The sequence below is a fragment of the Xylanibacter rarus genome, assembly GCF_001275135.1.
GTDB lineage: Bacteria > Bacteroidota > Bacteroidia > Bacteroidales > Bacteroidaceae > Prevotella > Prevotella rara.
Genome location: NZ_LFQU01000022.1, coordinates 1 through 19,974, shown reverse-complemented (window position 1 = coordinate 19,974; position 19,974 = coordinate 1). Strand labels below are relative to the sequence as shown.

18 protein-coding genes are annotated in these 19,974 nt (G+C 46.5%); 10 read left to right on the top strand and 8 right to left on the bottom strand.

Annotated elements, in window-relative coordinates:
* Positions 1 to 81: 81 nt before the first annotated feature.
* From ACU52_RS10890 to ACU52_RS10870, 5 genes are all read left to right on the top strand, one after another.
* Positions 82 to 606, top strand: coding sequence for an RNA polymerase sigma factor (locus tag ACU52_RS10890; RefSeq protein WP_053398797.1), 525 nt, complete (start codon positions 82 to 84; stop codon positions 604 to 606).
* A gap of 17 nt (positions 607 to 623) precedes the next feature.
* Entirely contained in the window at positions 624 to 1,073 is a 450-nt protein-coding gene (locus tag ACU52_RS10885; protein ID WP_053398796.1) for a hypothetical protein, read from the top strand.
* An 83-nt stretch (positions 1,074 to 1,156) separates the two neighbouring features.
* Complete coding sequence (locus tag ACU52_RS10880) at positions 1,157 to 1,783, top strand: DUF6108 family protein (RefSeq protein ID WP_239684914.1); 627 nt, start codon at positions 1,157 to 1,159, stop codon at positions 1,781 to 1,783.
* A 30-nt stretch (positions 1,784 to 1,813) separates the two neighbouring features.
* On the top strand, positions 1,814 to 2,671 hold the full coding sequence (locus ACU52_RS10875) for a hypothetical protein (RefSeq protein WP_053398795.1): 858 nt from the start codon (positions 1,814 to 1,816) through the stop codon (positions 2,669 to 2,671).
* 27 nt (positions 2,672 to 2,698) lie between these two features.
* On the top strand, positions 2,699 to 3,598 hold the full coding sequence (locus ACU52_RS10870) for a hypothetical protein (protein WP_053398794.1): 900 nt from the start codon (positions 2,699 to 2,701) through the stop codon (positions 3,596 to 3,598).
* A gap of 784 nt (positions 3,599 to 4,382) precedes the next feature.
* Here ACU52_RS10870 and ACU52_RS10865 read toward each other — a convergent pair.
* The 3 genes from ACU52_RS10865 to purL form a co-directional block, all read right to left on the bottom strand.
* The gene (locus ACU52_RS10865; protein ID WP_021855401.1) at positions 4,383 to 4,958 is read right to left on the bottom strand and encodes a chromate transporter; all 576 of its coding nucleotides are present in this window, start codon (positions 4,956 to 4,958) and stop codon (positions 4,383 to 4,385) included.
* 44 nt (positions 4,959 to 5,002) lie between these two features.
* Positions 5,003 to 5,548, bottom strand: coding sequence for a chromate transporter (locus ACU52_RS10860; protein WP_021855400.1), 546 nt, complete (start codon positions 5,546 to 5,548; stop codon positions 5,003 to 5,005).
* Between the two features lie 154 nt (positions 5,549 to 5,702).
* Positions 5,703 to 9,404, bottom strand: coding sequence for a phosphoribosylformylglycinamidine synthase (gene purL / locus ACU52_RS10855; protein ID WP_053398793.1), 3,702 nt, complete (start codon positions 9,402 to 9,404; stop codon positions 5,703 to 5,705).
* Positions 9,405 to 10,004: 600 nt separating this feature from the next.
* On the opposite strand from purL, the gene ACU52_RS10850 reads away from it, so the two are divergent.
* Positions 10,005 to 10,637, top strand: a complete 633-nt coding sequence (locus ACU52_RS10850; protein WP_125104899.1) for a hypothetical protein — start codon at positions 10,005 to 10,007, stop codon at positions 10,635 to 10,637.
* A 195-nt stretch (positions 10,638 to 10,832) separates the two neighbouring features.
* Here the strand turns inward: ACU52_RS10850 and ACU52_RS10845 are convergent, their stop codons facing one another.
* Together ACU52_RS10845 and ACU52_RS10840 are read right to left on the bottom strand one after the other, a co-directional pair.
* Positions 10,833 to 11,597, bottom strand: coding sequence for an energy transducer TonB (locus ACU52_RS10845; protein ID WP_053398791.1), 765 nt, complete (start codon positions 11,595 to 11,597; stop codon positions 10,833 to 10,835).
* Positions 11,594 to 12,214: a radical SAM protein gene (locus ACU52_RS10840; RefSeq protein ID WP_053398790.1), complete on the bottom strand. Its 621-nt coding sequence runs from the start codon at positions 12,212 to 12,214 to the stop codon at positions 11,594 to 11,596. Before ACU52_RS10840 ends, ACU52_RS10845 begins: the two co-directional genes overlap by 4 nt.
* Before the next feature lie 1,365 nt (positions 12,215 to 13,579).
* Here ACU52_RS10840 and ACU52_RS10835 point away from each other — a divergent pair.
* From ACU52_RS10835 to ACU52_RS10820, 4 genes are all read left to right on the top strand, one after another.
* On the top strand, positions 13,580 to 13,801 hold the full coding sequence (locus ACU52_RS10835; RefSeq protein ID WP_053398789.1) for a DUF6140 family protein: 222 nt from the start codon (positions 13,580 to 13,582) through the stop codon (positions 13,799 to 13,801).
* Between the two features lie 86 nt (positions 13,802 to 13,887).
* A complete protein-coding gene (locus tag ACU52_RS10830) occupies positions 13,888 to 14,544 on the top strand; it encodes a hypothetical protein (RefSeq protein WP_053398788.1) in 657 nt (218 codons plus the stop codon).
* On the top strand, positions 14,507 to 15,301 hold the full coding sequence (locus ACU52_RS10825; RefSeq protein ID WP_053398787.1) for a hypothetical protein: 795 nt from the start codon (positions 14,507 to 14,509) through the stop codon (positions 15,299 to 15,301). Before ACU52_RS10830 ends, ACU52_RS10825 begins: the two co-directional genes overlap by 38 nt.
* Before the next feature lie 800 nt (positions 15,302 to 16,101).
* Entirely contained in the window at positions 16,102 to 17,043 is a 942-nt protein-coding gene (locus tag ACU52_RS10820) for a helix-turn-helix transcriptional regulator (RefSeq protein ID WP_053398786.1), read from the top strand.
* 312 nt (positions 17,044 to 17,355) lie between these two features.
* Here the strand turns inward: ACU52_RS10820 and ACU52_RS10815 are convergent, their stop codons facing one another.
* From ACU52_RS10815 to ACU52_RS10805, 3 genes are all read right to left on the bottom strand, one after another.
* Positions 17,356 to 17,952, bottom strand: a complete 597-nt coding sequence (locus ACU52_RS10815; RefSeq protein ID WP_125104904.1) for a hypothetical protein — start codon at positions 17,950 to 17,952, stop codon at positions 17,356 to 17,358.
* A 61-nt stretch (positions 17,953 to 18,013) separates the two neighbouring features.
* A complete protein-coding gene (locus tag ACU52_RS10810; protein ID WP_053398784.1) occupies positions 18,014 to 18,844 on the bottom strand; it encodes a hypothetical protein in 831 nt (276 codons plus the stop codon).
* A 298-nt stretch (positions 18,845 to 19,142) separates the two neighbouring features.
* Complete coding sequence (locus tag ACU52_RS10805) at positions 19,143 to 19,673, bottom strand: transposase (RefSeq protein ID WP_239684913.1); 531 nt, start codon at positions 19,671 to 19,673, stop codon at positions 19,143 to 19,145.
* Positions 19,674 to 19,974 lie beyond the last annotated feature (301 nt).

The window sequence follows — 19,974 nt, the reverse complement described above, 5'->3', positions numbered from 1 at the left end:
TCCAGCTTTTCAAAACAATTTTAAAAAAAGTTCTTTTTTGATGTCACGTTTTTCCTCGTCATACGTTACCTTTATGAAACAATGATGAAACCGGAAGAATTTAACCGCATAATAATACCCATGCGCGACGAGCTGAAAGGGCTGGCACGCAAGCTTACGGGAGACGACTACAGCGCTGAGGACCTGGTGCAGGAGGTGATGCTCAAGCTCTGGAGCATGCGGGCTACGCTCGACCGGTATGAAAACAAAAGGGCACTGGCCATGACCATGCTGCGCAACAAATACAGCGACCAGTGGCGCCACGACCGGCTGGAAGACGGAAAGGCCTCAGCAACAGGCCTGACAGCCGACGACTGGCACAGGGCTGAAGCCAAAGACGAGGCCGACCTGATAAGACTTATCGTTGAACATCTGCCCGAGCTGCAAAGACAGATATTCAAGATGAAGGAGATTGAGGGCTACGAAAGCTCTGAGATAATGAAAATCACGGGATGCACGGCCGAAAGCCTACGGCAAAACCTGTCGAGGGCACGCCGCAAGATACGTGAGGACTTTATAAAACTTACGGCCATAAGGGCCAAGAGAAAAGATTTACTGACGCTTTGAACGATATTTATAGTGTGATGAAAAAGGAAGAATATATTAAGCAGCTGCTCGACAAATATCTCGACGGTGAGACTTCATCGGCTGAGGAAAGGGCTCTGCGCGGATATTTTACCAACAGGGACAACAACATTCCTGAGGAATGGATGCCATACAAGGCTTTGTTTGCCTACATTGCCGAAGAACGGGCCGACGCCGTCGAGACTGCCCCAACAGCCGACAGCAGCCTCAACAAAGCAAGGAAGACCGGCCGCCACGGATGGATATACACGGCCATAACGGCAGCGGCAGCCATACTTATTGCGGTGGTGATGATCGCGCTGCCGCGCCAGAACGACAACTATGCCGTGATAGACGGCAAGGTGTACACCAACAAGAAGGTGGTTGAGGAAGAAGCCCTGAAGGCTCTCGAAATGGTATCATCTGACGAGGAAGACAACTTTGGCGCGCTCGAACTGATGCGCCAATGACGCTCTCTTACTGCTGAACGCCTCATGCAGGCACATGAAAGACGATAATATAAACAACAATGTAAAAAACATTAACCCGAGATATGAAACAGCAATATTATAACCCGCAACTGCCGGCAACGCATGCTGACGCCATAGATGTTGTATGCGCGATAATGATAACGGCCATGACACGCCTTGCCGCGGCATGCAGACTGCCGGTCAACACATACTTCGGCAACAGCGAGGCCACACGACGCAACGCCAAAGGCACAAGCCGCGCACGGAGCGGCACTATGTGGCACGGACTATGCCGCATCTTGCTCATAGCCGCACTGGCCCTTACAGCCGCAACGCCAGCCATGGCGCAGGAGGGGCTTAACGTCAACAAGGTGTTTCAGCGGTTCGGACATGCCAAGGGCTGCAAGATGGTGGAGATGCACAACGCCAAGCTGAAGGGGTATGAGCTGAAGGTGTACAAGAGCCTTACCTACAAGAACATCGGAGCAAGCATAGAGCCTTATCTGAAGGCCGACAGAAAGAACGCCAAGAAGATACGCGAGGTGGTCGAGAACGGTCAGATAGTGAGCGGATACTACATAATGCCGCCAAAGAGCAAGGGCATCAACCGCTACATACTGTTCAGCAAGGTGAAGCCCAACCGGGGAACGGTGATATACATTGAGGGCGAACTCTCGCCCGACGACATAATGAAACTGTGTTACGCATAATCAAAGAAACAAACAATAAATATGACAAATATGAAAAAGACACTACTTCTGGCGGCGCTGCTGCCCCTGACGGGCATGGCCGCCGAAACCGGCGACACTACATTCGTGGTGAACAACAAGAAGATTGTTGTAAACGATTCAGCAGGAAGCACAAAAATATCTGTCTACGGCAGCGACGGCAAGAAGTTTAACCGCACATACGAGACTAACTTTGTTGACGGACAAGAGATTGAGCGCGTATATGTAACGTCGCCCTTCATTCCGCAAAGCCTCAACCGCAAGAAGAGCAAGCCCAGAAGCCACTATCCGCTGTTCTTCATGGGCTTCAGCCAGCTTGCCGGAAGCGTGATGGGCACGGGAGGCAACGCCGGCATGCACACACGCGACTCAAAGTCGTGGGAATATGGCTTCACGCTGACGAGTCTGGCCTTCAGAATAACCAATCCGCTGGCGCTTACATCGGCGTTTCAGATAGGTCAGGTGCATCATCACTTTCAGGACAACTACGTGCTGTCTACAACCGACGGCATAACCTCCATGAGGCAGATTGAGGGCGAGACGCTCAAGAAGAGCTACATAAGCTACACCTTCATCCGCATTCCGGTTATGTTAGAGTGGCAGAAGCGCACCGGCGGCGCTGATATGTTCGCGGCAATAGGTCCGTCTGTCGAACTGCGCTGGAACGACCATTCGCGCTACTTCATCGGAAAGAACAAGACCACCGAGACGGGCGACATAAACATGAATCCCGTAGGCCTCAACCTCGACATACGCGCCGGCTACGGCTGTCTGATGATCTATGCGCGCACGGCTCTCACGCCGCTGCTCAAGACAAGCGTTGCACCCAAATGCTATCCCGTGTCGTTCGGACTGGGCATACGTATATAACACAAACAATAACCCTAAAACACATTAATGATGAAACTGCTATTCTTATTTACGGCACTCATACTTTCTGCCACAGCATACGCCGAGGAGGCCAACGACACTACGTTCAACGTGAAAGACAAGAAAATAGTTGTAGACGTGCAGGACAGCAAAACAATAGTGAAAGTTTACGACAACAACGGTTTTCAGCTTCTGAAAACACGTGAAATGGAGTACGTTAACGGTCAGGAAGTGGAGCAGGTTTATGTAGGTTCACCGCTAATTCCAACAGAAAATCTGCAGAACCTGAAATTCCGCTCATATCTGCCGACTATATGGTATGGTTACAACTATATGGGCAACAAAATAGGTTCTACTAAAAATGAGGGCATATACAGCCGCAGAAGCAAATCATTTGAAATAGGTATAACGCCATGGTCGTTTGCCTTGCCATTCGACAAGAGCAATACATTAGGACTGGTTGGAGGCGTTCAGCTTACATGGGTACACATGTGTTTCGACAAGAACTATGCAGCAGGCATGCAGGGCGACAGGCTCGACTTCACCAAACTTGACATGAAGGCATCAGGCAACAACATGAATTACGGAACACTGCGCATACCTTTGATGCTCTCTTTACAACATGACTATCGTTCATATTGCATGAATCTCGGAATATCCGCAGAGGTGCGCACTAATGGTGCTTACCGCTTCTCTCCTGCAGCAGGCAGTGCCGCACCGAACGTCCCTGACGCCATAAGACTTAACCGCTTCGGACTTAACCTTGAATATTCTTTTTGTTTCATGGGTATATATATGGGAGCGTCAATGTCCTTAACTCCATTGTATAAGACAATAACAAACAATAAGGCTTATTATACTTCCATTCATATGGGCATTAATCTGCCGGAAATGATACGTTATTTTAAAAGCGACAAGAAGAAATGACAAACATCAGATATGACGTAACAATATAAAAACATTAAAGAGTATTTCCGAAATACTACGAATCTAATTAAATAGGCTTATTACTGTACAATGCTTCATGTTCCGGCAGACATTAAAAAATCTGCCGGAATTTTATTTTGTCGCTATATATTCATCCTGACTATCGGCACTTAACACCAATCATTAAGCATACGGCAACGCAAAAACAAATAACATACAATGGCGCATAAAGTCAACAGGCAATAGCGATAACACGGGCTATAGTCAACTAAAAACAAGTGTTGGCCTGCATGAAGTCAACCCAAAGCAGGAATATAAAGCGTAATTATTTTTCTTTAAAAACTCATCACTCGTCACATCAGCACATAACCTTCTGATTTACAAAGCATTAGAGTGTGACGAGTTGAGATTCCAACTCGTCACGCAAGCCCTGCTGTCTCCGGCGGTGACGAGTTACGAAATCAACTCGTCACACCATAACATTCTGACAGACAGCACATTAAACCATGATGTGACGAGTGACGAGTTTTTAACAAAAACTTTTTTGCTTATGCTCTCTGCCGCCATGTTACATGGCGCAAAAAGTAGCCTTTCATACTGCGAAACATGCCTTTTCATAATGCAAAAGGCCACCTTTGAGTATGTGAAAAGCTACCTTTTGCAATACAGTTGATGGCGTTTTGCGTAAAGCGGAATCTGTATTTACGGAAATTATGCAATAAAAAAATCCCCTCAACTCACAACAACCGAAGAGCCAAGGGGATATTATCTCAAACTATGTTTATCAGTATAACAGAATCAGGCCGGCAAAGCCGCTGTAGCATATCATGCGTATCGGATTGATCTTGAAATGCCACGTACCCACCATGGTTGCCACAAAGAGGAAACAGCTAATCCAGAACTGCCAGGGATTGACAGACGGGGCACTGAAGTTCTCGGGCGTCATAAGCAGCAGAGTGGCAGCGCCGAGCAGTCCGACAACGGCAGGACGAAGGCCTGAGAATACGCTCTGAACTGTGGGCGTGTTCATATATTTCATGAACAGGCGCGATATCAGAATCATTAGTATTAACGACGGCAGCACCAGCGCAAAGGTGGCTGTTACGCTGCCCAGGATAGACATCCAGTAGCCGTAGCCGGCATTGTGAACAGCAGTATAGCCGCAGTAGGTGGCAGAGTTGATGCCGATAGGGCCCGGCGTCATCTGACTTATGGCCACGATGTCGGTAAACTCGCCCGTGGTGAGCCATCCGTGATTGTGCACCACCTCGCCCTGAATGAGCGAGAGCATGCCGTAGCCGCCGCCGAAGCCGAACAGACCTATCTGAAAGAACGTTATGAACAAATACAGGTAAATCATAAGAATATGCTCTTTATTTGGTTCGTCATTTTTTTAGATTAATGTCACTCCGTAGGCTTTATATACTTGCCGTAGACATAGCCGCCGATGCCGGCAATGAGGATAACAAGTATGGGCGAGACGCCGAGCAGCCATATAGCCAGCGCACCGGCAATGGGTATCCAGCAGTTAGTAAGAGTGATCTTGGCACTCTGTCCCAGCTTGAACGTAGGCACGGCAATGAGAGCCACAACAGCCGGACGTATGCCGCGGAAGATGGCCGCAACCACCTTGTTGTCCTCAAACTGATGGAAGAACATGGCTATGGCCAGAATGATAAGAAACGAGGGCAAGGCTGTGCCCAGACTGGTACACACGGCGCCCTTCACCTTCTTCATCTTGTAGCCTATAAACACGCTCACGTTGATGGCGAGCACGCCCGGACAGCTCTGGGCTATGGCTATGATGTCGAGAAAGTCTTCCTTGCTCACCCACTTCTTCTTGTCGACCACCTCCGACTCTATTATAGGAATCATGGCGTAGCCGCCTCCCAGGGTGAACAGGCCTATCTTGAAAAAAGTCTTGAAGCTCTCTAAATAAAAGTTGCTCATCCTTGTTTTAGTTGTTTAAAAACGAAAGTAAAAAGACACGCGCTCCGCCTTGTCCGGCCTTTGCCGCACCGCCTTACAGTAAAGGCGCCACGGGCTGTGCTGACGGCCGTCATGACAGGGCTCTTGTCTTTTTACTTTTCAGCTTGCTTGTTTATTATTTGTTCTCTTCAATCCACTTGCGCGCATTGACAAATGCCTCAATCCACGGCGTAACGTCGTCGTTGCGGCGGTCAGCCGGATACCATGCGTTCTGCCACGGGAAGATGGCGCGCTCAAGGTGAGGCATCATTGCCAGATGGCGTCCGTCGGCTGAGCAGATACCTGCAACGGCATAGTCAGAGCCGTTGGGGTTGCCCGGATATTCGGCATAGTTGTATTTTGCAACAACGTTATATTTGTCTTCGCCTTCGGGCAGATAGAACTTGCCTTCTCCGTGAGCCACCCAGATGCCCAGCTTGTTGCCGCTCAGCGAGCCGAACATTACGCTGTTGTTCTGCTGGATGTCAAGACTGAGGAAGCTGCTCTCAAACTTGTGTGAGTTGTTGTGCAGCATCTTGGCCTTCTTCTCGTGCTCAGGATTGATGAGGTTGAGCTCAACCATCAGCTGGCAGCCGTTGCAGATGCCGAGCGACAGGGTGTCCTTGCGGGCATAGAACTTGTCGAGAGCCTCCTTAGCCTTCGGGTTGAAGAGGAACGCTCCTGCCCATCCCTTGGCAGAACCTAACACGTCAGAGTTAGAGAAACCGCCGCAGAACACAATCATGTTGATGTCCTCGAGAGTCTCGCGGCCGCTGATAAGGTCGGTCATCATCACGTCCTTAACGTCGAAGCCTGCAAGATAGAGCGAGTAAGCCATCTCGCGCTCGCCGTTGGTTCCCTTCTCACGTATGATGGCAGCCTTGATGCCTGTGCGCTCGCGGCGGTCGGCTGAAATGCCATACTGCTCGAGCTTGCCTGTGAACGAGTCGTTGAACTTCATCTCCAGCGGCTGTTTCTTATAGTTGTCATGACGGGCGTCGGCACATCCGTTCATGCTCTGGTCGCGGTCGAGCAGATATGAAGTCTTGTACCATACGTCACGCAGAGCGTCGATATCAAATTCGTGGTTGAACGCACCCTTGGCAACCTTCAGCGTGCGTGTGCCTACAGCCGGCTTGCCTATCATGGCGTAGCTTATACTGTTGTTGTCCATTATGGTCTTGAACTCTTCGGCATCCTTGTCGGCAATCTGAACTATAACGCCGGGGTTCTCAGCCATAAGAATCTTAACCATGTCGTCGCCGCCAATCTCCTTCAGGTCGATGTCCATGCCGCCCTTTGTGTTGGCGAAGCACATTTCGAGAAGAGTGGTTATCATACCGCCGGCGCTGATGTCGTGACCTGCCATTACGAGGTCTTTCTTGATAAGCTCCTGAACGGTGTTGAACGCATCGCGGAAGTATTCGGGATTCTTCACAGTAGGAACGTCGTCGCCTACCTTGCCGAGGCTCTGTGCAAAGGCACTTCCGCCCAGGCGCTGCTCATCGAACGAAAAGTCGATGTGATAGATGCTTGAGTTTGCATCGTTGACAACAACGGGAGAAACCACCTTGCGTATGTCTGAAACCTCACCGCCGCTGCTGACGATAACTGTTCCCGGGCTGATAATCTTTGTTCCGTCGGGATACTGCTGACTCATTGAGAGAGAGTCTTTACCTGTAGGAACGTTCACCTTGATGTCGCAGCAGAAGTCTGACAGAGCCTTGACTGCGCTGTAAAGACGTGCATCCTCACCTTCCTGTGAGCGGCAGGGCCACATCCAGTTGGCAGAGAGGCTTACGCTGTCGAGACCGTCCTCGAGCGGAGCCCATACTATGTTGGTGAGCGACTCGGCCACTGACAGCACGCTGCCTGCCTCGGGCGAAGCCAGACCTGCCTGAGGAGCGTGTCCGAGGGCTGTGGCTATACCCTTGCGTCCGCGATAGTCGAGAGCTACGACGCCACAGTCAGACAGAGGCAACTGTATTTCGCCCTGGCACTGCTGGCGCGCAATCTTACCTGTAACGCTGCGGTCAACCTTATTTGTGAGCCAGTCTTTGCAGGCAACGGCCTCAAGCTGCAGCACGCGGCTGAGATACTCGTCGAGCTTGTCCTGGCTGTAAGTTACGTCTTCATAGTGGCGCTCTACGGTCTTGTCCACCATATATGTCTTTGGTGAATGACCGAACATCTGAGCAACGTCGAGGTCGAAAGGCTTAACGCCGTCGCCCTGAACGAACGAGAAGTGGGCGTCACCTGTGGTCTCGCCTACCACATACAGCGGAGCACGCTCGCGCTCAGCAATCTTGCGCACATGTTCAATATGTTTTTCGTCAATGAGCAGACCCATACGCTCCTGACTTTCGTTTGCTATAATCTCCTTGCTCGACAAGGTCTTGTCGCCTATAGGCAGCTTGGTCATGTCTATCTGACCGCCGCACTCCTCAACGAGCTCCGACAGACAGTTGACGTGTCCTGCCGAACCGTGGTCGTGGATGCTGACAACCGGGTTTACATCTTCCTCGCACAAGGCACGTACAAGGTTGTAAGCACGCTTCTGCATCTCGGGGTTGGCACGCTGAACGGCGTTAAGCTCAATGCCGTTGCTGTAGCGACCTGTGTCAACAGAAGAAACGCTTCCGCCGCCGAGACCGATGCGATAGTTGTCGCCACCTACAACGACAACCTTGTTGCCCTTCTGCGGCTCCTTCTTCAGGCAGTCGCGCTTTGTGCCGTAGCCTACGCCGCCGGCAAGCATGATAACCTTGTCGTAAGCATATTTCTCGTCGCCTTCCTTATGCTCGAACGTAAGCACAGAACCTGTGATGAGCGGCTGACCGAACTTGTTGCCGAAGTCTGACGCACCGTTAGAAGCCTTGATAAGAATCTGCTCAGGTGTCTGATACAGCCATTTGCGCACGGGCAGGATGTCCTCCCAGTCGCGTCCGCCGTTGATGCGCGGATAAGAAGTCATGTAAACGGCTGTTCCGGCGATAGGCCATGAACCTACGCCACCGCCCATACGGTCGCGGATCTCACCGCCCGTACCTGTAGCGGCACCGTTAAACGGCTCTACGGTTGTAGGGAAGTTGTGTGTCTCGGCCTTCAGAGAGATAACGCTCTCGATGTCCTTAACACGGAAATAGTCAGATGTTGACTGGTCTTCCGGGGCAAACTGCTCGATGACAGGGCCCTGAGAGAAAGCCACGTTATCCTTGTATGCACTCAGAATCTTGTGAGGATTCTCCTTTGTCGTCTTCTTGATCATGTTGAAGAGCGACGACTCCATCTCCTTGCCGTCGATGATGAACACACCGCCGAAAATCTTGTGGCGGCAGTGCTCTGAGTTGATCTGTGCGAAACCGAAAATCTCAGAGTCGGTCAGCGGACGGCCGAGCTCTTTCTCAATCTTGTGCAGATACTCAATTTCTTCAGGCGACAGCGCCAGACCTTCCTGCTCGTTGTATTCCTCAAGGTTGTCAACGTGCTTGATAGGCTCCGGTTTGTGGTCAACAGTGAAGATGCTCTGGTCGAGTCCGTCGTACATGCGCTGCAGCATAGGGTCGTGGTCGGCATCCTTGCTGCTTACGGGGAAGTATTCCTCTATACGCGAAATGCCGTTCAGATTCATGTTTTGTGTAATCTCAACGGCATTTGTGCTCCAGGGGGTAATCATCTCGCGGCGCGGGCCTACGAAATATCCGCTGAGGCAGTTGTCTTCTACGAGTGTGGCATCGCCATAAAGCCAGCACAGTTCCTTTATTTCCTCGTTATTGAGCTGATGGTCAGCTTCGGTAGCAATAACGCTTTGTGATGGAGTTCTGAAAAAAAGAATCATATTTACGGTATATAATTGTTTGTTCTTGAAAGATATTCAGCTGCTCTCCTTGGCCGTCCGGCATAAAATATTTCGAGATGCAGCTTTTCTTGTGCAAAGAAAATGCAAATCGAGAGCAGAATCGTCAAGCTCGCTTGAACGTTATGCCGAGATGCAGCTTTTCTTCTGCAAAGACAATGCAAATCGAGAGCAGAATCGCCAAGCTTGCTTGAGCGGTATGCCGAGATGCAGCTTTTCTTGTGCAAAGATAATGCAAATCGGGGGCAAGACAAAATAAATTCATTGATTTTTAATGGTTTTGGCTGTTTAATCATAACGCCGGCATGCCTTTCATACTATTGTTGCCGGCAACTGCTTTGCACGCATCGGTTGGGCACCGGCTAAATGTAAGCTTCTTTCAGACGCAAAGCAACGCCCGGCGATAAGTTATAAAGTGTTAACAATTTGTTGAAATTGCAATGCGAACGGTTTAAATTCATATATTTGCAGATAAATATGAACGACCGTTCGGTTTTGTTTGCCGCATATGGTCAACACGGTAAAAACACTTTAGAGAAAGACAAAGAATATTTATTGTTTAATTAAAAAAATTGAGTTATTATGAAAAACTTACAGAGAGTGCTTATGCTGGCCCTCGCAGCCATAATGATTACGGCGTGCAGCAAGTCGGGGCTGAAAGATCTGACAGGGGTGAAAATGGACACGGAGAGCGCTGTTGAGAAAGCCAAGTCGATAGCAGCCGACAACATCAAGCCCGACCAGTGGAAGATAATCAGCGTGTCGTGGACCGAAGGCATGGGGCGCGACGAACTTTCTAACAACGTTTCTATTTTTACCTATGAGATGGTTGACAAAGACGGACGCGTGTGGAACCAGTCGTTCATGTCTGACCTGGGCTGGAAGGCAACAGAGCTTACTGACGCAGGATGGGAGAAATGGCACAAAAATCTCAACGCCAAAGACGTGCCTGCCATAGACATGGCCAACCTTAACCCTGCCGAGGTGATGAAGGACATTGAGGCTGCAAAGGCACTGATACCGGCCGAATTTGAGTTTAAGTCGATGGACAGCTACACGATGAACACATACGACGACCCGAAAGTTTCAATAAAACTCAACGTCGTAGAGAAAGGTAAGGAGACCGTAAGCAATGCGGGACAGACCTCAACGGTGTTCTATGAACTCGACTTCAGAAAGAACGCCAAAGGAAAGATGGAGCTTGTAAAACCATAACAACACATACAGCCTTGCGGAAACTTGACAAAGAAGATGCCGCAAGGCTGTATTTTTTCCGGCAGACCGCAATATAGAAAAAATTATACCTCACAAGAACAAAGCCATAAATTGTTCCGGCACAATAAAGACATCTGCTGCAGGCACAGCTTCTGATTACATGTTTGCCTTTTATTAATCTATCTGCAAACCAATTTATTGCTGCATCTTGTCCGGTTGCACATCGTCCGGATAAACACGAAATATTATCGGTATGGTGTATCTTGCATCTATGCATTTGCCGTTACGCTTACCGGGATTCCAGCGCGGCATGCCTTTCACCACGTCAACGGCTACGCTGTCGAAAGCATCGTTAAGTTTCTTAACGACCTTAACATCGGCTATGCTGCCGTCTTTCCTGACTGTAAACGAAACTACGCAACGGCCTGCCGACCGGGAGTCGACAGTCAGGTTGCGCTTAACCATAATAGAGTCTACCGACGACTTGACATAATCTGCCATGGCCTTTACGCCTCCCTTAAACTGGGGCATCACTTCGTTTATCGCGCCAAACAATTGCCGGTCGTCTTTATCGGCAGACAAGCGCGGCTCTGCCTTGCCGCTGTTGTGCATAACCTTGATTGTGTCTACATTTTCCGCAGCCGGATTACGGCTTGACACTTCCGCCGGCTGACAACCTGAGTGGCATGAGCCACAGCCTTGCCCAGCTCCGCCGCTGCTCTGTGCCGACGCCGTAAGCAGTCCGGCTGAAAGTCCTGCGAGCACCACTGCCCTGCCTGCGGCACGGCGCATGTCGAGCTGACGCCATAGAGCAGCCGCCTCGGCCTCGCATCGCGGACAAGTGCCGCTGCAGTCGCCTTCATAACGGCATTCAGCTGCAACATATTCAATACCGTTCGCCTCGGCTATACGGCGGCGTATGTCTTTCAGTATTCCACAAATTTCCTTTCCCCGTGTCATGGTATTTCATAATTAAATTTGTCAAAATGTTCAAAGCCCATATCCCTTAACCTGGCTTCTGAACTTGTGCGGTCGGCATCGGTGTTATATCCGGGTATGAGCGGAAGCCGTATCACGCACCGCCCTGCCCTGCCGCCACCGGCTATAAGCGAGAGATTATCTATTACCTGCGCATTGTCGTGCCCCGTGTAGCGGCGGTAGATGTCGGCATCAAGGTCTTTCACGTCGATAAACCATGTGTCTACAACATCGGCTATGGCCTCAACATTGGCGGCTGCCACATTGAGCGAAGTCTCAACATTGATTTTCCACTGCGGTCCGCAAAGTTCTCTGAACCTTACGATGAAATCTGGATACAGCAGCGGTTCGCCGCCGCCGAAAGTTATTCCGCCGCCTGTGGCGAGGAAATAAAGCTCGTCTGCCCTGACTTCTTCATACAGCGTTTCGGGCGTATGCCACAAACACGGACTATCGTCTGCGCGGCACTGCGGATTGAGACAATAGCTACAACCGAGCCGGCAGCCATGAAAGGCGGCAAGCGTGGTAACGCCGTTGCCGTCGGTCGCCATCCTGTGGCGCGACACACCGATAAACGGAACAAACTGCTCTTCGCTCATAACTTCACTTTTTTGGTCTTAGTCAAACGCCTGCACACACTTCTTGCCATAAATTCATCCTGCCGTATATGCGCCCTAACGTACGACACACACCAAGGATGACCATTATGCAAATATAATGATTTTAAAACAAACACGACCACAAATCTGTCATAAATAATATTTACGCCCGCGCATCAGCATACGGCTGCAAGCAACAAGAAGCTGCATCCAAAGCAAAGGAGCTAAAGGCACGGCAAAAGGAAAACTATTTACATTATCCGTGTACAGAGTTTTCTGTGAAATAGAAAATTGCAGTATAATTTATGTTAAGAAAGAATGAATAGACCGCAGAATAATTAACTTTTGTTTACATTTACCACATCCCAATCATCTAAAATCATCGTTTTCGTGGCACAAAACAGCACTTTTCCGCCTTAAAACCCACCACTTTCAAGAGACAAACCTATGGTTAACCGACCGTAAGTGGCCGAGTTATGTTTTTTAACATTTGCACCTCCATTCACAAAAGCACGTATTTCACAATATATCAGCAACTTAACAAGAATATTCATTTTTGAGCATTTTTCGCATGAAAAGCCGAAAATGAGATGAGGACGGCAAGTCTGAGAGCGTCAAAACAAAAAAGTTTTCTGTCGCAACCGTGCCGTCATGATAAAATTTCCGAACATTAATCAGTTGAAATAATGAGATGCGGCAGCAAGCAAGACACAATAGCTTTGTTGCTACATACCGATTGCAGAGAAACAGCAAGACTAATGTTCTGTCGGATATGCCATCCGACAGCAAAAAATATAAGGATCTGCGATCCGAAAAACATACCTATAAATTAGCAATAGTAAGCAAGCGGATTGAAAAATCCTTATACTTAATTCCGGCAGATTGCAAATCAGCCGGCACAATAGCTTTGTTGCTAAATACCCAGCACACGGGAGGATATATTTGTTCTTAACAGATAAACACCTGACAAATAAAAAATTTACCAATAAACAATTTGAGCATATTGAAAAAAATCGCTATATTTGCAGAAAACAACAAAAACAGAGGAGGACTAAATGAGACAAAGACACAACTAATACTACATGTTACTTACCAATCAAAATTCTATACAAGTTTTTTGTAATAAAAAAATAAGCGTAAACTTATAAAAGATTTATTTGACGCCTACAAAGTAATACAATTGCCTTTCTAAAAATAAGGTTTAATATAAATGTAACTTTCTTTTTAAGAAACTATGCAAAAAAATGCACTGTGCCGCAATTCTGCATATTATACGCCCTATATTTGTACAAAAATACATAAGACTTCATACAAAAACCTTTAATATTATATATTAACTTATCGTTTAACTAAAAAAATACAACCATGAGCAAAGTATTCCAAGTAATTCCAAAGCGCATTAAACGCACAAACGGGACCGTTCTGACGCCAGAAATGGCAGTAACAGTAACAACCAACATGCACACATCTGACCCTTTCTACAACGGAGCAAAAGAGTTGCAGGAAGCTTACAAGCGTATATACAATTTTGATTACAAAAAGGCATGTTGCAGCAAGAACGATTTTGAGTTCAAAGCGTTAGATTAATTCTTTTAAAGAAAAAGGTGCAGGCAGTTAATATTATTTCTTAGCTGCCTGCCGTTAGTATCTCACCAATTTAATACAAACTTATAATGAGTACTATAAAACAGAAATTTGCAAATCACAAAAATATTGTTATCACATCCGTAATTATAGCCCTTATAGCCATAGCATGTGCATTTGCTGTTTACTTAAAACTTTACACAGGCGAGGAACTTTGGTACGAAATGTTCGCAGCAATAATAGGAGTTATCATTACAGCTGTCATAACAATGATGTTGCTTGTCGGCCAAACAGACAACGAAGAGAAACGTGAGAAAAAGGGTAAAGTATTCGAAGAAAAGTTGCGCATATACCAAGAATACCTTACGACTCTATACAAAGTGATAAAAGACGGCAAGAACTCTAACAGCGAAAAGCTTAAGTTGGCCTTCAAAACTTCATCGGTCGCAATGCACTGTGAACATGATCGTGTAGAAAAAATAAGCGAAAGTGTAGAAAAGATATTCAAACTAAGCATCAACGATAACGGCAACGCACTTGAAACGTTGAATGAAAAAGGATGGAATGAGCTGTTAGGTGAATTATTTAAAGTCATGGATGAATTCAAGGCAGACCTGTATCAAGACTTCAAAGGCCTGAAAACTTCTGATTGGGAAAAAACGCTCAAAAACTTCACTACAGCTTTCGCACAAGACAAAGGCGACAGCAATGCTCCACAAACATTGCCAGACGAAAAAAACTTATAAGGTAATATATACTGATACAAAGGCCGTAGAAGAAGAATGGATCAATATGAAAAATGAGTGGACAGGTAAAGGCTGGAACATCAATGACTATCTTTCCGACAATAACGGCTTTATGCTTACACTTATTGGGTCTGATGCAGGCAACAACAAACCGGCGCACGTAAACATCGGATGGTACGATGGTCATTATTACATTCAGGCCTCATATTGGCGAGATCCTAATTTTGCAAAAGCCTTAAAGGCGAAATATGGCGGAAGGCGAAGCTACGGAACATGGTGGAAACACTTCGAAAATAAGTTTTATAACATTCCTGAAAACAAGTTGTATGACAATTTCTGCAACGATGAAGGGCTACGCAAATATATCTACGATTGGATAGAAGACCTAATGGACATTGTAAAACGCGAACATAATACAATCCAATTATTGGATAAGGTTGGATTGCACGCCAATTGGTCTATATTCACATGGGAATGGGACACACTTGCATGCGAATACGACAGTGAAGAATTCGGTCGCCCATATATTGATGTAAAGCACGATACAAAAACAGAAAAGATTATCATTGAACTTTCCAATAGAGCGGAACAGACACAACTTACCGAACAATTGGTACAAAAGATGGAAGGATGTGGCAACCTTACCCATGATGAAGATGGCACCTATACGCTAGAAACAATATACGAAAAAGGCTGTGATGTATCATCAAAAGTAAAAGGATGGATGAAGAATATAGAGAAAGGAACTAATAAATGAACATCAACTTAGTTGCAATAACGGAACTTACGAAGATGAGGTTTAACATCACAACATATAATTAAAGTGGTTGTCCTTGGACAAACACTGAAATGACAAATATGCCCGATGGCATTGACGAATTTGTCAGCCTAAAAACAGGCAAGAGATATTGTCTGAAACTATTGTTGTGTGTATAATCTATGGGGACTGCCTGACTGAATGCATATATAAACCAACAGCAAGTTTGGCGCAAGCCAATTATGAAATGCTTTGTGGTGATTGGAAGTACAATATAAAATATCAGGACCAACGGTGTTCAAATCAGCCGGCACAATAGCTTTGTTGCTACATACCCTGTAAAGAAACAGCAAGAGTAATGTTCTGTCGGATATGCTATCCGACAGCATCGAATATAAGGATCTGTGATCCGAGACTCATACCTATGCAATAAGGAAGAGGAAGCAAGCGGATTGAAAAATCCTTATACTTAATTCCGGCAGATTGCAAATCAGCCGGCACAATAGTTTTGTTGGTATATGCCTATTGTAGGGAGATTAATTTTATTGATTGTCGGCTGCGCTCGGCATAACCAAATATAATTTGCTTCTGCTCTCACTTGCACGACAATTGCAAATCAGCCGGTACATTAGCTTTGTTGCTACATACCCGGCGGCACGGGATTTGATGCATACATTATTCCACAGCAGTATCTCTTACGAAAATTTACTGACAAAAGAATAAAAAAGACAAGCCTGTGTCATGATTTGTCACAGGCTAAATTGTAACTTTGCAGCGTAACCTAATAAAACAATAAATATATGGCAGCAAATATATTTGGACGGTATGTATGGCTGATAGACATCCTGCGCAGGTATAAGCGCCTGACATTTAAGGAAATCTGTTCGTTGTGGCAGGAAAGCGGACTAAGCTATGGCGAGGAACTGCCACTGAGGACATTCCATCGCCACCAGGATGCAATAAAGGACATCTTTGACGTGTATATAGAATGCGACAAGAAGGACGGATACAGATATTATATTGACGAGCCTGAAAGGCTTGAAAGCAACAACCTGTACAACTGGCTCATAAGTTCTTACTCTACGCTCAACCAGATAAAGGCCGACAGCAAGCTGGAGAACAGAATTATATTTGAGAACATACCGTCGGGACAGACATGGCTGACACATATCGCAGAAGCCATGCGCAACAACAGGGTGCTGAGCATAACATATCACGGATTCGGCAAGTCGGAATCAACGACATTCGACATAGAGCCTTACTGCCTTAAAGTGGCTCACCGCCGCTGGTATGTGCTGGCGCGAAGTCCCTATTATTCTGAAAGGAACAAGGAGAAAGGCATTAAGCCATACGATGTATTCCGGATATATGCCCTCGACAGGATAATGGATATAAAGGACACAGACAAGACGTTCACAATGAACAAAGACTTCGACGCGGCGAAATACTTTGAAGGCTGCTGCGGAGTGATTACGTCTGATGAACCTTTGCAAAGGATTGTGGTGCGTGCATACGACAACTTCGCAGATTATCTGCGCACGCTGCCGCTGCATGAGTCGCAGCGCGAACTCAGCAGCGACGAAGAGTCTACACTGTTTGAATATCACCTCAAGCCTACGTTCGACTTCTATCAGCTGATACTTGCGCAGGCAAACCAGCTGGAGATAATAGAACCTGAAGCGGTGAGAGAGGAGATGCGCGGCCTTGCCCTGCACATACTGAAGTTTTACGACAAGCCTTAACAGCCTAAAATCTATACGCGGCAGGAAAGGGAGGTCAATAATATAGCATGAAGATGAGACGGAATATTCCGACTTACCGCAGACATGTCATATAGTTTCGGCAGGATTGCAGCCTTATATCAAACAGACGGCAAGACTATGACAGGAAACTATAATTTTTCAGATACTGGAACTTTAGCTCAAAATCGGGAAGCAACCTACACAACAAACATCAAATATAAAGAATGAACAAAAAGAAACGGGGCGCCAGCAAGGCGTCCCGTCATTCACGTTATTATAAAGAGTCCATTCAGATCTTTGATCGGTTTTGTATCATTCCCATACAATAGGCACGTTCTTCAGCTGAATATACTCGTTGATGGACGACGAGTTTCTGCCTCCGCCAAGATTCCACGGTCCTTTAACAAGTACAAACGACGTAACCGTGGAAGGTACCTCACAGATAGTGGCAAACTTCAGTTTTACAGCCACATCGGGATTAAGGTTCTTCTTGTCGTCATAGTCGCAGCCAGCACCATACTCGTTGCCGTCGGCATCATAAGCCTTTGTAAGACCGGCTCCGCCTACAAGCGCATTCTGTATACTCAGGCTTACGGCCTTTACCTTAACATAAATGTCAACGCGGTTGGAGCCCTTACTGCCCTTGGCCTCAACAAACTCCAGTGTGAAATACTTTGAGCCGGGATTGCCCACCAACACACCCGAGGCTGACGGAAGATAGCTTACAGAAGGAGCATTCTGAGCTGTCGTGGTAGTGGAGGCTGTGCCGGTAGTAGTGGTTCCGGTAACTTCCTGCACGACGCCCTTGGCGGCTTCTTTCAGTTTCTTGAAAAACTGCGCATCGGCCTGCTGAGGTATTGCAAAGAGAGCTATTGCAGCAATGCAAACTGTTCTGATAATCTTTTTCATAACCAAAAAATTTTTAATATTAAACAATCATTTCTATAAAATGCACTTAAGCTCGTAACTTCTAACTTTCGCCGTTCCTGCGTTCGGCAATCTTCCGGTTGGCACTGTCGCGTGCCGCCGAATTATGGTGCAGATGTCCGTCATCATCGCGAAACACCGGTCCGGGAGACTTATGGTTGGCAAACTCGTCAACCATCGAGCTGCCCTTGCCCATTCCGTTTGTAAGTATAAAGAATATCGCGCCACAGGCAGCCACGGTTATAAGCACCTGGAAGAACAGCGCAATAAGGGCTACAAGGAACACGAACACAGCAAGGCAGACGGCAACGACACAGACAGCCGAGAACACGGTGAAGACAACGCCGTGCTTTATACCGACAGACATTATGTTGCGCACAAGCGACCATGCAAGTCCGGCTATGACGAGAATCCAGAAGGCTGTGGTGCCGATGCTGTTCTTTGTTTCATCGGAAGCGCCGAAGATGTCTGCTCCGACAGATAGCACAAACACTACGGGAAACGTAAGCACAAAACAGATGAAAAGCAGTTTCATCGATAGCGACTTGCCCATCATTTCCTCAAGCACACCCTTAAACATGAATATCTGTCCTATCTGAAGCACCACAAACACTGCAAAGGGTATAATGCGGAACAGCTTTGACCAGAATCCGTACTCCTTTGACAGGCACCACCACATACAGTTGTTGCCCACTATGGCATAAATAAGAACCTCGAGGATAGTGGCGGCAAGCATGCAGCCGGCAGCCGTGAGTATAGGCAGGTTGCTTTTACTGCCGTTTCGCCCCTGAAACAACAGGGCAACGAAGCCGCCCAATACCAGCAGGAAGACAAGCCAGTAAGGCAGAGTTGACGTTAACAGAATTTCTTTCATGGCATATAGATTATATTTAACTTATTACAGCGTGCAGGCACATCTGATGTCGTTTGCAACATTTACATAGACGAATGTATATTGTTTTTAATATTTTTTGCAAATATAGCTACAAACATATATTTACACAATAACGGAAATCCGTGATTTTATGCACATAAAACCGTTATTCCATCAACATTTAGCTAAGAATCAATACAAAAACAATATCAGGATATCATAAGCATGGCATAGTATGGTTTAAACCCCAATCGCTTTTTATGTTCAAATCCAAATATTTTAACTATTTTTTAAACAATTATGTAGACATTCTATATTCAGGATTGTAAAGTTTGTGATTTCTGGCCATGGAAGTAACAAGATGGATCAGTTTGTTCTTGACATTGTTAAGTGCGACCTGATTTTTCTTCCCCTCTTCCACAAGCCCCGAACAATATTTCGAAATGGTCTTGTTATATCTGATAGCAGCCAATGCAGCCTGCGTCAACATGGCCTTTATCTGCCAGTTGGCCATATAGTGTACATGGGGATCAGTATTTATGCTGGTACACGAAACCTTGCCAAATGGAGCTATGCCATAGTAACACGCTATCTTTCTTGCATCATAGTTGAACCTGCGGAAGTTGTAGGTATATACCATCAGACAGACCGCGTTCTGGAATCCCATGCCCAGCATGGAAGTTACAATGCGGTAAATCTCAGAGAGTTCATAGTTGGCCTCTATGAGCTCTGATATCCGCCTGCCCAACTTTTCTATCTCCTTGTTCAGTTCTGATACTATATGCCTGCCGCTCTGTGAGATTATTGTCTTTACGTGGGACTTCTCCATGAGGGTGTGTCAAAATTAAAAGGACTACTCCTCAAAGTTACAGATTATAACTGTAATATTTAAAAGGGTCGTATTAAACTCTGTATTGAGTAATGATACGGCCCTTTCTTTAGCCTTTTAGAATACTCAAATTTCAAATTATAAGTTCATGTTTTCAAAAAATGAGTTTTGACACACCCTCATGGAGAAGCCACAATAAAGACAATGTTATAAAAATAATAGCTAAAATATTTAGATTTGAACATAGAAAGCGATTTTGGTTAAAATAATAATTCCCATTACTTATCATTCCCATCCGTCA

Bases quoted from the DNA above. Each gene is read 5' to 3' on its own strand.
- ACU52_RS10890 (WP_053398797.1), top strand. From the start codon at position 82: ATGATGAAACCGGAAGAATTTAACCGCATAATAATACCCATGCGCGAC.
- ACU52_RS10885 (WP_053398796.1), top strand. From the start codon at position 624: ATGAAAAAGGAAGAATATATTAAGCAGCTGCTCGACAAATATCTCGAC.
- ACU52_RS10880 (WP_239684914.1), top strand. From the start codon at position 1,157: ATGAAACAGCAATATTATAACCCGCAACTGCCGGCAACGCATGCTGAC.
- ACU52_RS10875 (WP_053398795.1), top strand. From the start codon at position 1,814: ATGAAAAAGACACTACTTCTGGCGGCGCTGCTGCCCCTGACGGGCATG.
- ACU52_RS10870 (WP_053398794.1), top strand. From the start codon at position 2,699: ATGATGAAACTGCTATTCTTATTTACGGCACTCATACTTTCTGCCACA.
- ACU52_RS10865 (WP_021855401.1), bottom strand. From the start codon at position 4,958: ATGATTTACCTGTATTTGTTCATAACGTTCTTTCAGATAGGTCTGTTC.
- ACU52_RS10860 (WP_021855400.1), bottom strand. From the start codon at position 5,548: ATGAGCAACTTTTATTTAGAGAGCTTCAAGACTTTTTTCAAGATAGGC.
- purL (WP_053398793.1), bottom strand. From the start codon at position 9,404: ATGATTCTTTTTTTCAGAACTCCATCACAAAGCGTTATTGCTACCGAA.
- ACU52_RS10850 (WP_125104899.1), top strand. From the start codon at position 10,005: ATGAAAAACTTACAGAGAGTGCTTATGCTGGCCCTCGCAGCCATAATG.
- ACU52_RS10845 (WP_053398791.1), bottom strand. From the start codon at position 11,597: ATGACACGGGGAAAGGAAATTTGTGGAATACTGAAAGACATACGCCGC.
- ACU52_RS10840 (WP_053398790.1), bottom strand. From the start codon at position 12,214: ATGAGCGAAGAGCAGTTTGTTCCGTTTATCGGTGTGTCGCGCCACAGG.
- ACU52_RS10835 (WP_053398789.1), top strand. From the start codon at position 13,580: ATGAGCAAAGTATTCCAAGTAATTCCAAAGCGCATTAAACGCACAAAC.
- ACU52_RS10830 (WP_053398788.1), top strand. From the start codon at position 13,888: ATGAGTACTATAAAACAGAAATTTGCAAATCACAAAAATATTGTTATC.
- ACU52_RS10825 (WP_053398787.1), top strand. From the start codon at position 14,507: ATGCTCCACAAACATTGCCAGACGAAAAAAACTTATAAGGTAATATAT.
- ACU52_RS10820 (WP_053398786.1), top strand. From the start codon at position 16,102: ATGGCAGCAAATATATTTGGACGGTATGTATGGCTGATAGACATCCTG.
- ACU52_RS10815 (WP_125104904.1), bottom strand. From the start codon at position 17,952: ATGAAAAAGATTATCAGAACAGTTTGCATTGCTGCAATAGCTCTCTTT.
- ACU52_RS10810 (WP_053398784.1), bottom strand. From the start codon at position 18,844: ATGAAAGAAATTCTGTTAACGTCAACTCTGCCTTACTGGCTTGTCTTC.
- ACU52_RS10805 (WP_239684913.1), bottom strand. From the start codon at position 19,673: ATGGAGAAGTCCCACGTAAAGACAATAATCTCACAGAGCGGCAGGCAT.